The organism is Novosphingobium sp. KA1, assembly GCF_017309955.1.
In the GTDB taxonomy this organism is placed as follows: domain Bacteria; phylum Pseudomonadota; class Alphaproteobacteria; order Sphingomonadales; family Sphingomonadaceae; genus Novosphingobium.
In genome coordinates, this window is the sequence record NZ_CP021247.1 from 3094472 (window position 1) to 3108329 (window position 13858).

Genomic DNA, 13858 nt, shown 5'->3' on the forward strand with positions numbered 1-13858 from the left:
CATGGATCACGTGCGGCGTCCGGCTTACCGCCGTTAGGTCACGGTCACCTCTATCGGGCCGGTGCGTGCGGATGCCGTATCGCTGGCGTTGAAGGCGATCGACCAGAGGTAATATGTTCCTGCGGAGAGCGCCTCGTCGAACGTCTCTGCGACGCCTGCACCGCCGGTGTAGTCGGCCCCGATCTGTGATGCGCCGCCGAAGGCTGGCGATGTCCCGATCCAGAGCTCGGAGTGGCCGAAGTTCGATGACGTGCTGTTCGACCACCCGCCGGTCGCGTGGCCGACGTCACCGGTGGCGGTAAACGCCGTGTTCGGCGCCGGTGCGAGATTTGCAGTGCTGGTGCTCACGGTGGACGAAGCGGACCAGGTCGACACGCGGCCGTCACCGATCGAATAAGCCACCGCGACGTCCACGGCGATGTCGACAGGCACAACGCTGGTCACCAGTAGCGCTTCTGTTCCGGGTTCAATATCGGTGTACTCCTGCTCGTTCCAGGAGGCATCGGTGGTGGAGCGCCAGCGGGTAAACCAGGTGATATCGTCGCGGTCGTAGCCTTCGGCGATGATGCGCACGCGGGCGCCGGTGCCGGATGCGTCAAGTTCGGCAGTGGCCGAGGTGATGACAGGCGTTCCGAGGGATTGGGGAGCGACGCGATTTCCCACGGGGGCGGGCTCGCCTTCTTCGGTTGCGGGGTTCCATTCGTCGACGTTCGGGTCGGCCTTGATCCAGTCGAACGTTACGCCGCCTGTGGAGAGGTTGCGGCGCAGGCGGACGATTTCAGCGGTGCCCGAGAAGAAGACTGCGCCGGCCTCTTCGATGTGCAGTGGGATGAAGCGCTTGCCCCGAATCTTGCGGCCGCGCGAGTTCGTTGTGATCGAGCCCCGGTTGGCAGCCATCGTCTTCGCCATCAGGCGCTTTGCGAGCCGGCGCGCCTGCGCATGGCTGGGCACCGAGTTTTCCAGCGTCGTGCTCTTGGTTTCGCCGGCCGCGCTGATCGCATCGAGATCCTGCCAGGCGGAAGCGTCGACGGTGGTGTAGCCGTGGTTCGCCGAAAGGTAAGAGATCGCGACCTCGTTGAACTGGTCCTCATCGACGACGCCATAGTCCCAAGAGTAGGACACGATCTCATCGGGACCAATCAGGTCGTCAGGATCGGGGGCGACGTATCGGCCCGACCAGGCCACCAGAGCACCGTCAGCGCGAGGGGCGACGAAGCCATCCCAGCATGCCAGCAGGTTGCCGATCGTCACCTTGTGGGCGTCGGTGTGCTTGTGGGCGAGGGCGACGCGATAGCGAGCCTCGGTGCCGCCGCCTTCCCACTGCATGTACGTGCCCTCGGGATAGTCGTCGGCGAACCCGTTGACGAAGGTCACCGAGTTACCGGAGATCGATTGGACCGTGTTGGTTTCCGAGGTTGAGATCGTGACCACCTTGCCAGCGGCCAGGCCGCGCACGTTCTCCAGCGTGACTGTGTGATCGCCGTCATCGGCATCGGCCATCGTGATCGACGAGCCGTAGAAAAGCGGCATGGCGGCGTCGCAGTCATCGGCCGCAGCGGTCCACGAATCGACCGTCGGCAGGAAGTGCGTGGACCAGTCCTTGTAGGCCCGGGTCATGTAGTAGTGGGCAGTGCAGAGGGCAGCGTTATCGCTGAACGCCCAGGTGCTGGGATCGTCAGGGTCCTGCGCCGGATCGCGCCAATCGAAAACCCGTTGGGCCTCAACCACAAGCGAGAGCACGTTGGAATCCGGCCCGCCTGACGGGTAGACGTCGTTGAAGTGCTTCGACTTCACCGGCTTCGAGATCATGCAGCCGGTGACAACGCCGTCGCCGCGGTGGTTGGTTGACCAAACCTCGGGGATGCGGGCGATCAGCTCGGAGAATGCCGTTTCCGTAGCCAAGCCGAGGCGGGTTCCGATCCTGATGGTGTCGCCATCGCCGAACTCGCCGTTCTTCTTCTGGACGTAGCCGCTGCCGTTGAGCGTGACCCGCACGTCGCGGAGGTAACGCCGCAGGATCGCATTGACCCGGCCGTCATGGAATGCCCAGGCGTCGCAGGCATAGCCGTCCTCGTTGGTGTCGTAGAGGATGTACGCCCCATAGAGCCGAACGGTGCCGTAGGCGGACACGCGCGGGGGCAGGGCGGTCTTAATTGCCCGCTCTTGCTGTTCTGGCTTCGGGCCCTTGGGCTTGAACAGGGTGGCAAGCGCCAGCGCCGCGGCGGCGGCGACGGGCTGGCCGCCGGGAATGAACGCGGCCACGACCGCCACGACCTGCAGCACCATGCGGCCCAGGTTCCGGTCTATGATACTGAGCGGGGAGACGATCGCGCGAGCAACTGCGCCCATCAGACCCTCCAGACCTTGAGAGGTTCGCCGATCCCGAACGTGGTTCCAGTGCGATGGACCGAAGCCCAGCGCTTTCCAGTCCAGATGCCGCAGGTTTGGTCCTCGCCGTCGTCGGTGGGGACGGACAGGATGGCGATGTCGCCAAAAGCCGGCGTTTCGACCTCCTCCAGCCCGATCGCTTCCAGCCCGGCGGCCCAGAGGGCCAGCAGCCCGCCGCCGCGCCCGATGACAACTTTGGCCTCGCGCTCGCCATCATATTGGATGCCGGTCGCCTCCATAGGCGAGGCGTAGCCAAGCATGCAGAGGTAGCGGTCCAGCCACCGGCTGCAGTCGTGCTGGCGGTAGTCCCATGCGGGTTGAGCGGAACGAAGGAAGTCGCCGAGCATTAGCGGGGTCCGAAGGTGCGGGACGTGCCCTGGTTGATGCCGGAAACATTGCTGAAGATCGCATCGTCAGGTGACCGGCGTCGCTGGTCCTGATCGGTGAAATAGGCCATCGGCGCGCGGTTGCGGTTCGTGTCCTCGGTCCCGATCGAAAGTGTGATCGTGCGGGTTCGGCCGTCGTCGCCGTCCTGGCTTGCAACCGTGATCTTGTCGGCGCGGAAGACGGCCTCGTATTCGACCTCCACGAGTTGCCAGTCTGTATCGAAGCGAATCGTGACGAAGTGGACGCGGGCGTTCGTGACGCTGGCGGCTTCTTCGAGCGCCATTTGGATCATCGGCGTGGACGCGCCTGAGAGTTGGATCTCTATCCGCTCGGCGGTGTAGTTGATCCCCTGATCGAAGTCGGGGGCATTCAGGAGTTCGCCTGCGCCGATGTAGCGTGCAGGCTCGGCCTCCACGATGTCGGCCGGAACGTCCAAGTCGCCGTGCCCGCTCCACATGCGGAACGGATCATCCGTTTCAATGCGCAGGGCGAAACTCTCGCGAAGCTGCATGTCAGTTCTTCAGCTGATTGAACTTGTTGATGGTGCCGGGCGCGGACTGCTGGCCGGCAGCGTAAGATGCGCCGGCCGCGTTTTTGGAATGCCTGCTCGCGATCGGCGTGGCGACCTTGGCCGCGCGCCCGTCAACGCGCGCGTCAAAGTATTCGCTGGCCTCGACCTTCACGATCACCGGCTGCTGCACGGCGCGCCCGGCGACGCCTGCGGCAGTAACGCCGGACATGGAAGCCGCCGCGCGGGCGTTGAGCATGTTGTTCGGGACGATCTTGCCGGACGATGGGGCCGTGAACAGTTCGGGTCCGCGCTCGCCGACCAAGTATGTTCGGCCGCCGGATACAGGTCCGCCATTCGCCCGGGCTCCGGAAATGCCGAGGAAGTTGCCTATGCTCGTGAGGAGGCTGCCGCCGCTACCGGCACCGCCGTTCCCGCCGGGGATGAGGCTCATAATCGCCTGCTTCGCTGCCAGCCTCACGAGATCGCTGATGATGCCGTTGATCACATCACCTGCGATTCCTCCAAGCTTCACGTATTCGGCGGATGCCCTACCAAGTCCGTCGGTGAGGCGGTCAATCGCATTGACCTGCACATTCTCGATCGCATCGCCCATGTTTTCTGCGGTTTCGGAGGTCTGACGGCGAAGGCGGGCGAGAGGGCTTTCGTGGTCCTGTTGGGTCGTGGTGCGGCGCGCGGCTTGCGACCTGGCGAGGTCAGCCCTGGCCTTTTCCGCATCGACGATTTCGCCCGCCAGGATCTGCGCCTCGAGGTGGGATTTTTCCTGCGCTTCAAGGCTATCGAGAATGCGAAGGTTCGCGTCGAGGCTGGCCTGTCGCGTGGTCGCAAGGCTGGCGTCGGCGCGCAGGGCGTCCTCGGCGTATTGCGCCTGGTTCTCGGCGGCCTGCTTTTGGCGCTCCTGCGCTTCCCGTAATGCTTCTGCGCCGACGGCCTGCCTCTGCGCCTCTGCAATGCGCTCGTTCTGCTGGAGAAGCTGTTCGCGCTGGGCTTCGGTCAGGTCTTTGTCGGCAGCGATCTGCCGGGCGTTGCGCTGGCGTTCGTACTCGATCTGGTCGGCTTGAAGCGCGCGGCGGGCCTCGGCGGTGCCGAGAGCATCGGCCTGGGCCTGTTTGATGGCTTGCTCGCCCTGGGCGAGGTCATCGGCAAAGCGGCGCGCGAGCTCGTCGGGATCAGGACCGGTACGACCTTTCGGGCGATCTTTCTTGCTACCACCGGCAGCCGATGCTGTTGCCGTAGGGGTGACTTTGAAGGCCGCCAGAGGCGTGCCAACAATCCGATCATATTCGCGACGCGCGTCTTGCACATTGCGGACCTGGTCTTCGTAAACCTTGCGTTCGCCCGCAGCGGCCTTTTCTGCATTGGCAAGGGCTTGGGCAGGATCGTTCAGAACACCCTTGCTGAGACCGCGCTCTGCGAACGGCCGGTTGGCTGGATTGTCCAGTGCATCCTGCTTTCGCTGCTGATACGCCGCTCTGGTTTGATTGGTCAGTCTACGGGCCTGATCGAGCGTGGCGCGGGCCTGCTCGACGTTTGCCGCCTTGGCTTGCGCAGCAACCCTTGCCCATGCATCAGCGAGCAGGTGAGCTTCACCCGTTAGGTTTGCAGTAGCGGTCAAAGCGGCACGCTGCTTATCGGTCAGATTGTTGGTTTCGGCAGCGGCTTGCGCCTGATTGGCTCGGAGGCCAGCAAACTGAGCCGATTGTTGCTCGACAGCGGATGCTAGTTTTGCACTAGCAGCTTCCGCGTCGGCGCTGGAATTGGCTAGGTAGCCGATGCCCAGCGTCAATGCGGTGACGGCAAGACCAACGGGACCGCCAAACGCTGCAAGGAGCGATCGGCCTGCGGCTGCACCAGCAAACGAGAGCGCCTCCATTGTGGTGGCAGCACCTGCGGCACGGGCTTGAAGCGCAAAGATGGCCGCAGAGGCAACGCCGGTGGCGGCAGCCCCTCCCACTATTCCCGCCACAAAGCGCCCCAGCATGATCGCGCTGAGGACAGCGATGGCCTCGGTGACGGTATCGAGATTTTCTGCCAGCAGATTGAGCGCTCCAGTGATCGCGGTTGTTGCGCCATTGGCGCTGTCTGCCTCGCCTACGAACTTCGTGATCGCGTTGGTGAGATTGGTGAACGCGCCACTGATGGTGAGGGTGGTGCTGGCCGCCTGCTTTTCCAGATCGGACATCGCGCGGATGATCGCGCGGAATAGCTCGACGTTGGAAACGCCCGGCCCCTTGGTGTCCTTGATTTTCTGCGTCAGGCCAGCAAGCGAGCCACCGGTGCCATCGATGTACTGCGACGCCTGGCGCAGGAGGGGCTGCATCGTGTCGAGAAGGCTGTTGAACTCTTCTGCCTGGACGCGCGGGCTGCCGAGCGCCTGGCCGAGTTGGAGCAGCGCGCCGGAAGCCTCATTGGTGCTGGTGCCGCTGATGCGCAGCGATGCGGATACTGCCCGCGTCAGGTCGACGAGATCGCTGGTACTGGCGCCGAGTTCCTTTTGGTTCTGCGCGGCGCGGCTGTAGAGCGTGCCCACGGCCTCAAGCTCGACGCCATTGCGCTGCGCGACCTGAAATAGCCGTTCCTGCGTGCTGGCAAGATTGCCACCCTCAAGACCCGCGACCTTCAGTTGGTTGGTGAAGCGCGTGTAGCTGTCGGCCATGCTGGCGACTTCACGTGCGGAGAACCCTGCCGCGAGGCCTGCTGCCATCGACTTAAACGATGTGGAAATGGCGCCAGTCGATTGCCTGATCTGGTTCTCCAGTCGGACGACTGACTTGCCCTGGCTGTCGAGCTGGTTGTTGACCCTTCGGGTTACGTTCTCGACGTCGACACGGTATTTCGCGACATCGGCGCGAAGTTGGAGAATTACGGGGTCGATTTCGGCCATTGCGGCAGGCTATCGGGCTCACCTATTGGGAATTACCGCCCTGGGAGAATGGAATGCTGCAAATTATTGGCTGGCTCGGGTGCCTTTACTTGATTGTCAAGGCCCTGGAGATGGCCGCCAACCCGGCCTATCGTGACGATAGCGGAGTACTTAAAGGATACGCTGTCGCGGCATGCCTTTTGGCATGGATGGGAGCTATTGGTTTCGCTCTATGGCTGGCGGCGCAAGGTGCGAGCTTTCTTGGGCAATCTCCGGCTATGCCAAGCACGGATGAGTTGAGTGCATCAGTTACGCAGCAGTGCATCGAACTCGCAAAAACACCGGAAGCCGCAGCTGATTGCGTTAAATAATCGGCGCGCTGGCATGCTGAGTTATTTTTGATGCTGGCGACCACGAATGGCCGCCTGGAAGAGCGTGATGTGTGATCAGTCCGCAGGCTTTTCGGTTGCAGCCAGTGGGGATGGCTTAGCTTCAACAGGCTGAGGTACCTGAATGATGATAGGCGGCTTCGGCTCAGGCTCAATCGTCGATGGCCTGAACGGGGGCGCCGGGGTGCCTGCCTTGGCAATCTGGAAGGTGAACGGGTACTTCTGGCCGTTCCAGTCCACGATCATGGTGACCTGCGCCGGCAGCTTGGGCAACTTCACCTTGTTGAAGACGATCTTCCCCGCGTAGCTTTCATGAGGGTTCACGGTGCTCATTTGGATGATCTGGTCGCCCAGGTCATCCAAAGTTTGGTCTAACTGCCGCTGGATCGATACGATTCCGTAGGCGGTTCCACCTGCAATTGCCGCTGCCTGTATCTGACCGGCTGTACTCGGGGCGCTATAAGTGTAGCGATAGGCTCCGTGTGGTGTGTAAAGGGTGCTTCGATAGTGGTCGCGTTGTGACGCCGCCGCGGCGGCGGTAAGACCGCCAGCAAGCGCGAGACCAACGGTTGCCCAGGTCGCGCGATTCTTTGCTTTGCGCTCCAATTCGTCAACGGACAGCGCGGCGACGGTTACGCTTTCGGATGTGAGCGAGAAACTGCTGACATCCACATTGGCGCTCTGGCTCGCGTCGTTATAGACCGCCACATTGAACGCTAGGCTACCGTGATCCATTGGCGCGGGCCTGACCTGCACTGAGCCGGATTCTGAGAAGATGTCGACGGTTGCGGAGCCGTGGTCATATCGGATGTGTTCGTCAGCCTGCTGGATCGGCTGAATAACAATCTTCGGTGCAGCAATTGCCTGCGTACTGATCGCCAATGCGACCAGCGGCGCAACGATGCGCGTGGCTCGGTTCATATTACCCCCGTTTCGGATGATTCGCCCAAATCGACGGTTACGTGGAAACGCTTTATTCGCCGTGATCGAAATCACGCTGGACCACGATCCTATGCAGCCCGGTGGGCATCCACGAACCGCCGCAGCCTTTCGGGATCAGCAACTGCGCGGCCTTCTGCTCCCGGCGCCGCATGCGCCTCGTTATGAGCCTCCAGCGCCTCGAAGTATCCTGAGAGGGACAGTCGCTCCCAATTGAGGTGCATCCCGCCGCAGTTGGCGATCAGTTGTCCTTTTCGGAGAGGTTGGGGGCCAGCGGCTCCTCCCCCGCGCCGCCCTCTTTTTTTAGGTCAATGCCGACGATCGCCGCATGGAGGATAGTCCAGGCGATGTGGAGGCCTTCGACCAGCGGGCGCGCCGGGAAGGTGTAGGTATCGACGAGGTTGCGGGCGCCGTTGGGGCCCACCTCGATCTCCACCCCATCGACGAGGCCCGAATTGCCGCCAATCAGTCCGAGGCGGATCGTCTCGCGGATCTCGGTGACCATCGCGGTACCGCCGCCCATGTAGACAGGATCATCGCCGACCGTGCCGAGCCCGGCGCCCATCGCATCGTACATGGCGAACACCGACTTGCCGCCACACTTGCGCTCCAGTTCGACCACATGGGGCAGGGCGAGCCAGAACGAATAGCGACCGTCGGCGAAGTCGAGTTCGACCCGTGTGTCCGGCATTACGGAGCGACGGTCCAGACGAGCAGGCCTTCGCCTTCAAGCGTGACCTCGGTCGTGCCGCTGTCGCCGTCCTGCGTATAGGCCTGGTTGCGGGTCGTCAGGATCGCGGTGCCCGCGTAGGACCCCATCAGCTCGCCCGCGTCGGTGCCATCGTCCTTGTAGAGCTCGACGTTGTAGATCTTCCGCACGCCGAAAGCGTCGGTCCATTCGGTTTCGAGGTCGACATTGTCGTTGCCGGAGCCGGTGATTTGCCACGAGGAGCCGGTGACACGCAGCTTGCGGGTGCCGGGGCGGTTCGGCTTTGCGCAGTCGCGGCGATAGCGCTCGCTGGTTTGGGCAGTCCGGTTGATGTTGACGCCTTCGATACCGCAGAGCAGCGTGAAGACAGCCGGCGGCCCGGCATCGGTCTGAATCTTGATGAGGGCGAAGTCGGCGCTATTCGGCTCGGACACGGCAAATCTCCAGCGTGGTTTGCTGGAGCATGGCGCGGATCAGTCTTCGGCCTTACCGCCCTCTATGGCGTGGAACCGGGCGCGGGCACGGTCTGCGTTCCAGTCCGACAGTTCCGGCGTGGCTGCTTCGACGATCAACGCCTTGAGCGCGTGGGCCGCTTCCTCGTCGCCGTCTCGTGACAGACGATCGGCCGCCTCAATGATGTCGTCAGGGTCGACAGCCTCGCTGCGGATCATCTGAGTGAGGAAGGCGCGCAGCATGCGCTCGGCAAGTGGCTGGTCCATTCCGGCCAGCGTATCAGCCTTGGAAGGCGCGCGCCACCACAGATGCGATGCCGTGCCATGCGTCTGCCTCCGCGCCGTCGCGCATCAGCCGAGACGAGCGGACAACAAAGCGATAGCGCCGCCCCTCCACGGTGAAGGCGTGATTATGGATCGCCTCCACCACTGCGCTGTTCAGGCGGCCAGCGTGATCCTTGGCCGTCTCTTCCATGGCCCCGGCCGGATCGTCATCGACATACCGCGGCTTTGCGAAGCTGTGCAGCAGGAAGCTGACCTCGGCGCGGGCAGTGCAGCCGCGCCCGCCCGGGATGGACTGGGTTCCGTCAATGCGGATGAAGGGCCAGTCTGGCGCCTCGGTGACGGGATCGATCGAGGATTTCGCCACGATGTCCAGTAGCGCGGCATTCGCCTTGAGGCTGATGACGGCGGCGCGCTCAGTCGGTCGCAGCAGGTCGCTTGGCACGCAGTTTCGCCTCCTTCTTCAGTGCGCCGGCCTTCTTGGCGGCGGTGGCAACGGCATCTGTCACCTCGATCTCGACGTTGGGCGGATAGCGGGCCTCGCGGTTGTCCCCCAGCGGGTATCGGAACTCGCGGGCGAAGGTCACCGTCTGCATTACGAATCTCCTGATTTGCTCTCGCGCACAACCTTGTCGACAGCACGGCGCACGAGCTGTTCGGCCACTTTCCTTTTAGCGTCGCGAGCCGGTGCCATGTACGGGCGGGCGGCCATTTTCGATGTGCCGAACTCCAGCGCGCCCGCGTAGGGGGCGTTGCTGCTGACCTCGACGACAAGCGGGGCTGTTTGGTTTGTCTCGATATTCCCAGCCAAGGTCCCGGTGTCGTTGTTAGGTGGCTGGCCTGGCGCGGAGACGACATGCTTCTTGCCGCTGACAGCACCGGCCGTGATGCTGATCTGCGCCTCGACCTGGATCATTTCGCCTGCAGCGAACAAGGCCTTGCCGACCTCGCGGACCATCTTCTCGCCGGACAGCTTCTTGAGGCGGTTCGCATGAGCCTTGGCCCCTATGAGCCTAGACTTAGGCACGGCGACCACGCCCGACCCATCCGGCGGCGGCAGTGTCGCGCTCGATCAGCTCGACAGACCAGACGCCTGCATGCGGGCCGTCGGTGATCTGGATGCGCGCCTGGGTGTCCAAGGTGCCTTCCAGCGTGTCGGCCAGGACGATGAAGGCGATATCGGTGTCCACGTAGCCCTCGGCCTCGCGCATGCGCTGGGTGGCCGTGTCGATCTGCGCTTCGCACGGGCGATAGGCGACACCGCCGGGCGTGACGATCGAGCCGCCGTCATCGTAGACCGGGGCGATCTGCTCGATCACGCGGGCAGGCCAGTACGGCCCACCAAAGATCGACGAGAAGCCAAGGCCGATCTCGGCGAAAGCCGCAGGCAGGTCCATCAGCAGGGCGTCCCAGTGAAGCCCACGAGGCGCGGGCCGCTGAACAGGCGGCGCTGGATCTCGGCGAACTGCTGACCCCAGACGGTGGACTGATACCCGCCCTTCGCGCGCTGGGCGACGACGCTATCCGAAAGGGTTGCGCTGAAGGTTCCACTCTTGAAGCTGGTCGCGCCGGTCGCCGCGAGCGTGCCGACGCCTGCGGCCAAGCCCACGCCGTTCAAGGCGAGCAGGTGCGCGGTGAGCAGCTCGGTCGCGCTCTGCTGCTGCTCGCCATAGTTCTCACCGACGCGGCCCTCGGCTTCAGCAGCCCAGATGGCATACGATTCCTCGGTGAGGGTCGAGAATGCGGTGTACTTGGCCTTGAAGGTGGCAAGGGGAAGGCGGGTGTAGGGCATATCGTCCTCACGAAAAGGGCCGCCGCGACGATGCGAGGCGGCCCCTGTGTGTCGCTGACGCGGCGATTTACTTGGTGGGCTTCGTCAGGGTTTCGACCTGCTTGGTGAGGTCGGCCTTGTCCTTCGCGAGGCCATCACGCTCGGACGTCAGGGTTTCGACCTGCTTGGTGAGGTCGGCCTTGTCCTTCGCGAGGCCATCACGCTCGGACGTCAGGGTTTCGACCTGCTTGGTGAGGTCGGCCTTGTCCTTCGCGAGGCCATCACGCTCGGACGTCAGGGTTTCGACCTGCTTGGTGAGGTCGGCTACCCACGACTTCAGATCGTCGATTTCCGAAGTGTCGCCGCTTTCGGCGTCGGGCTTCTTGCCCAGGTCCGGCAGTTCACCGACGATCGATTTGGGATCGAGGTCGACGCTCTGGCCCGGGTCGAGGAAGACAACGCCGTCCTTGGTGCGGATGCCGCGCGCGCCAGGCGCATGGTTGGTGTAGGTCTTCATCGATCAGACTCCGTCAACGAAGGTGATGGCCTTCGGGATGCGGTTCTCGTAGCCGCCGATGGCCATGAGGCCGGGGACTTCCCACGAGAAGGGCCCCTTCTGGTAGGGCTGGCTGTTGAACAGCTGGTGGCCACCGCCGGGCAGGTGGAAGCGGTGGACTTCCGGCGTATTGGCGTAGGCCGCGATGCGCTTGGTACCGCCGGCGCCCGCCGTTTCGAGGTGCCGCGTCTTCTTGATGGTCAGAGGGCCACGGTCGGTGCTTTCCCGCAGGTACTGCAGCGCGCTCATGGTCGTGCCGGCCAGGCGCTTCTTGCGCAGGATGTTGAACGTGGTCGAGGGCAGGGCGATGGTGTCGGCCTGATAGGTCTCGCCCGTGTTCTGCTCGACCGAGCTGATGGCGTCTTCGATGATCGCGAGATCGTCGTCGGCGTCGGAGGCGGCAGTGATGGCCGCGGCGCCGGTGACGGTGGTCGCCAGAGGGTTGTTCACAAAGCCGGTCGCGAACTTCACCCCGTCACCGCGAAGGGCGGTCTTGTGGATGAAGCGCTCGGCCGACTTGCTGGCAGCGTCTGCCTTGTCGGCAAGGATGTTAATGCCCAGCTGCTGGCCGCGCTCGAGATCGAGCCGGTTCCACTTGTAGCCGATGGCGGCCATCCAGTTCTCCTGCAGGAACTGGGTACGGCTTGCGTCGGCATAGGGCATGTCGTCCGCAGCCACGTCGAACCATTCCGGCTTACCGGCGATGTCGCCCGAGTAGTAAAGCGAGCCCGCCGACCAGATCGTACCCTGGGTATCGACCGGCATGAACTCGGCATAGTCGGCTGCCGGGTACTTGATCATGTACACGCCCTGCTCGACGCGGAGCAGTTGCGGGACCAAGAAGGCATTGACCTGCTGAGCGTCGTTCAGGTCGATGCCGCGGATGGCATCGATGAAGGCCGCGACCGAGGTGTCCTGAGCAGCAAGGTGAGCGACCGCAGAAGCGACGCTGTCGAAGAAGATGGGCTTGGTCATGGGGTCCCCCGTTAGCGACGCACGACGCGGACATTGCCCGCGGCGGTGATGGTGTCGTCGAACTTCCAGCCAGTGGCGGCCGTGTTGCTCGTGGCGACATTGGTGATGGCGCCGGCGGCGGTCACGTAGACCTGGTCGTCCTTGGCGGCGGCGGTGGTCGAGGCGACCCAGATCTTCCCACGCTCCTTGACCGGGAAGACATCGCCGGGAGCGTAGGTGTCGGCTGCGCGGCTCGAAGTCACCACGTTGCCCTTGTGGGCGATGGCGACGCCAATCACGTTGGCCGATGGGGTCAGGCTTGCGCCACGGTCGGCGGTACCCTTGAAGACGAACCGGCCGAAGGGGCAGGCGGTCGAACCTTCAAGAATGCGCGAGACGATGTTGGACAGCTCACCATCGGCTTCCATACCCGGATAGCCGTAGGGAATGTCCTCGTTGAAGGTGCTCTGAAGTGCGGACATGGGCGTCGCTCCTTAGGCGGCCTGACCGCGATAGGCGGTCTGCTTGTCGGCGAGCCAGGCGGCCCGTGCAGTCTGGGTGGCGGCAGCGTTGTCGCTGATCACCTTCGGTGCGCCGAGGGGCTGCACGCCGTTGCCCTGCGGCTTGGCGTCCTTGGTCAGCACGGCAAAGGAGGCGGCGATCTGGTCGGCGGTCCAATCCTTGGCCGCGTCGCCCATCTGCTTGGCGACGGTGGCCTTCATGATGGCGGCCTCGTCCATCTCGTCGGTGACGGTGATTCCGAGGGTCTTGGCCTTGTCGGCAACGATGATCAGCGCCTTGCCCGCGTCGCGCAGCTGGGCCGGGGTCGGCTTGGCGTCCTTCACCTGCTGCTCAAGCGTGGTGATCTTCGCGTCCTTGGTCTGGCTTTCGGCGGTGAGGGTGGCGACCTGGGTTTCGAGGCCTGCGACCTTGTTATTGGCGGCGTCACGGGCAGTCATGAGGGTGGTGATGGTCGTCGCGGCGATGTCCGCGTTCGACACGTCGACGGAAAGCCCGTCGATGAGAACGATCTTCGGCACAGGGCTCTCCTGAGTGAGTGAATCGAGAAGGTTGGAGGGAAGGGCGTCGCAGACGGCGAACCCGTCCTTGATGGCGCACTCGGAACCTGCGCGGCCGCGATCGACGAGCGCTACATGGTTGCCGGTGATGGATTTCTGCCGGGCCTGACACTTGGTGCCATCGGCGGCGGTGAAGTCGCCGAATTCGAGGTCGCTCCTGTAGCCGTTGCTCAGCTCGCGCTTGCCGGCTTCCACCTTGGCGATGGCCTCGGCATCGGTCAGCAGCAGGTCGAAGGCGAGGTAATCGCCGTCGCGCATCGCGCCCATGATCGTGCCGCGCGCGTGGTCGCGCCAGTTGGCCGTGGTGACGGGATCGGCGGGATGGTCGTCGGTGACCGGCTTGCCGATGAAGCTGCGGACGGACTTCTCGTCAAAGACGGTGCCGTCGTCGCGGAGCACATTGACCAGCGCCGTATCGCGCAGGCCGTGCTTGTTGTCGGGATCTACCTCGGAGCCGCCGTACTGATAGACGCCGGTGCGGGCCGCGCGTGCGCGAACGGCCATGGCGCCGCCTTCGATGCGGCGGGGGGCGTCAAGGGTGAGGCTGTCCCGAAATTGCA

General features: G+C 63.8%; 18 protein-coding genes. 1 reads left to right on the forward strand and 17 read right to left on the reverse strand.

All coding sequences use genetic code 11. The features are described from left to right. Positions 1-33 precede the first annotated feature (33 nt). The 4 genes from CA833_RS14770 to CA833_RS14785 are packed head-to-tail and all read right to left on the reverse strand — an operon-like array spanning position 34 to position 6188. Positions 34-2349 (reverse strand): hypothetical protein, encoded by a 2316-nt coding sequence (locus CA833_RS14770; RefSeq protein ID WP_207078451.1) that lies wholly within the window; start codon positions 2347-2349, stop codon positions 34-36. Beyond that, positions 2349-2735, reverse strand: coding sequence for a hypothetical protein (locus tag CA833_RS14775; protein WP_207078452.1), 387 nt, complete (start codon positions 2733-2735; stop codon positions 2349-2351). Before CA833_RS14775 ends, CA833_RS14770 begins: the two co-directional genes overlap by 1 nt. Next, positions 2735-3286 carry a hypothetical protein gene (locus CA833_RS14780; protein ID WP_207078453.1) on the reverse strand — a complete coding sequence of 184 codons (552 nt, stop codon included), beginning with the start codon at positions 3284-3286 and terminating at the stop codon, positions 2735-2737. Before CA833_RS14780 ends, CA833_RS14775 begins: the two co-directional genes overlap by 1 nt. 1 nt (position 3287) lies before the next feature. Beyond that, positions 3288-6188: a tape measure protein gene (locus CA833_RS14785; protein ID WP_207078454.1), complete on the reverse strand. Its 2901-nt coding sequence runs from the start codon at positions 6186-6188 to the stop codon at positions 3288-3290. Positions 6189-6241: 53 nt separating this feature from the next. On the opposite strand from CA833_RS14785, the gene CA833_RS14790 reads away from it, so the two are divergent. Continuing rightward, entirely contained in the window at positions 6242-6538 is a 297-nt protein-coding gene (locus CA833_RS14790; RefSeq protein WP_207078455.1) for a hypothetical protein, read from the forward strand. A 75-nt stretch (positions 6539-6613) separates the two neighbouring features. Here CA833_RS14790 and CA833_RS14795 read toward each other — a convergent pair whose 3' ends face one another. The 13 genes from CA833_RS14795 to CA833_RS14855 form a co-directional block, all read right to left on the reverse strand. Further along, positions 6614-7552: a hypothetical protein gene (locus CA833_RS14795; protein ID WP_207078456.1), complete on the reverse strand. Its 939-nt coding sequence runs from the start codon at positions 7550-7552 to the stop codon at positions 6614-6616. 184 nt (positions 7553-7736) lie between these two features. Further along, positions 7737-8186: a GTA-gp10 family protein gene (locus CA833_RS14800; RefSeq protein ID WP_207078457.1), complete on the reverse strand. Its 450-nt coding sequence runs from the start codon at positions 8184-8186 to the stop codon at positions 7737-7739. Beyond that, a complete protein-coding gene (locus tag CA833_RS14805; RefSeq protein ID WP_207078458.1) occupies positions 8186-8638 on the reverse strand; it encodes a hypothetical protein in 453 nt (150 codons plus the stop codon). The genes CA833_RS14800 and CA833_RS14805 overlap by 1 nt, the downstream gene beginning before the upstream one ends. A 39-nt stretch (positions 8639-8677) precedes the next feature. Then, positions 8678-8923: a hypothetical protein gene (locus CA833_RS14810; RefSeq protein ID WP_207078459.1), complete on the reverse strand. Its 246-nt coding sequence runs from the start codon at positions 8921-8923 to the stop codon at positions 8678-8680. Positions 8924-8936: 13 nt separating this feature from the next. Beyond that, positions 8937-9383 carry a DUF3168 domain-containing protein gene (locus CA833_RS14815; protein ID WP_207078460.1) on the reverse strand — a complete coding sequence of 149 codons (447 nt, stop codon included), beginning with the start codon at positions 9381-9383 and terminating at the stop codon, positions 8937-8939. Beyond that, entirely contained in the window at positions 9355-9534 is a 180-nt protein-coding gene (locus CA833_RS14820) for a hypothetical protein (protein ID WP_207078461.1), read from the reverse strand. The genes CA833_RS14815 and CA833_RS14820 overlap by 29 nt, the downstream gene beginning before the upstream one ends. Continuing rightward, the gene (locus CA833_RS14825) at positions 9534-9974 is read right to left on the reverse strand and encodes an HK97-gp10 family putative phage morphogenesis protein (protein ID WP_370584520.1); all 441 of its coding nucleotides are present in this window, start codon (positions 9972-9974) and stop codon (positions 9534-9536) included. Before CA833_RS14825 ends, CA833_RS14820 begins: the two co-directional genes overlap by 1 nt. Further along, on the reverse strand, positions 9958-10335 hold the full coding sequence (locus CA833_RS14830; protein ID WP_207078462.1) for a hypothetical protein: 378 nt from the start codon (positions 10333-10335) through the stop codon (positions 9958-9960). The genes CA833_RS14825 and CA833_RS14830 overlap by 17 nt, the downstream gene beginning before the upstream one ends. Continuing rightward, positions 10335-10730 (reverse strand): DUF4054 domain-containing protein, encoded by a 396-nt coding sequence (locus CA833_RS14835; protein ID WP_207078463.1) that lies wholly within the window; start codon positions 10728-10730, stop codon positions 10335-10337. The genes CA833_RS14830 and CA833_RS14835 overlap by 1 nt, the downstream gene beginning before the upstream one ends. A 67-nt stretch (positions 10731-10797) precedes the next feature. Then, positions 10798-11226, reverse strand: a complete 429-nt coding sequence (locus CA833_RS14840) for a hypothetical protein (protein WP_207078464.1) — start codon at positions 11224-11226, stop codon at positions 10798-10800. A 3-nt stretch (positions 11227-11229) separates the two neighbouring features. Further along, positions 11230-12240, reverse strand: coding sequence for a major capsid family protein (locus tag CA833_RS14845; RefSeq protein ID WP_207078465.1), 1011 nt, complete (start codon positions 12238-12240; stop codon positions 11230-11232). An 11-nt stretch (positions 12241-12251) separates the two neighbouring features. After that, positions 12252-12701 (reverse strand): DUF2190 family protein, encoded by a 450-nt coding sequence (locus tag CA833_RS14850; protein ID WP_207078466.1) that lies wholly within the window; start codon positions 12699-12701, stop codon positions 12252-12254. A 12-nt stretch (positions 12702-12713) separates the two neighbouring features. Next, positions 12714-13802: a DUF2213 domain-containing protein gene (locus CA833_RS14855; RefSeq protein ID WP_207078467.1), complete on the reverse strand. Its 1089-nt coding sequence runs from the start codon at positions 13800-13802 to the stop codon at positions 12714-12716. Positions 13803-13858 lie beyond the last annotated feature (56 nt).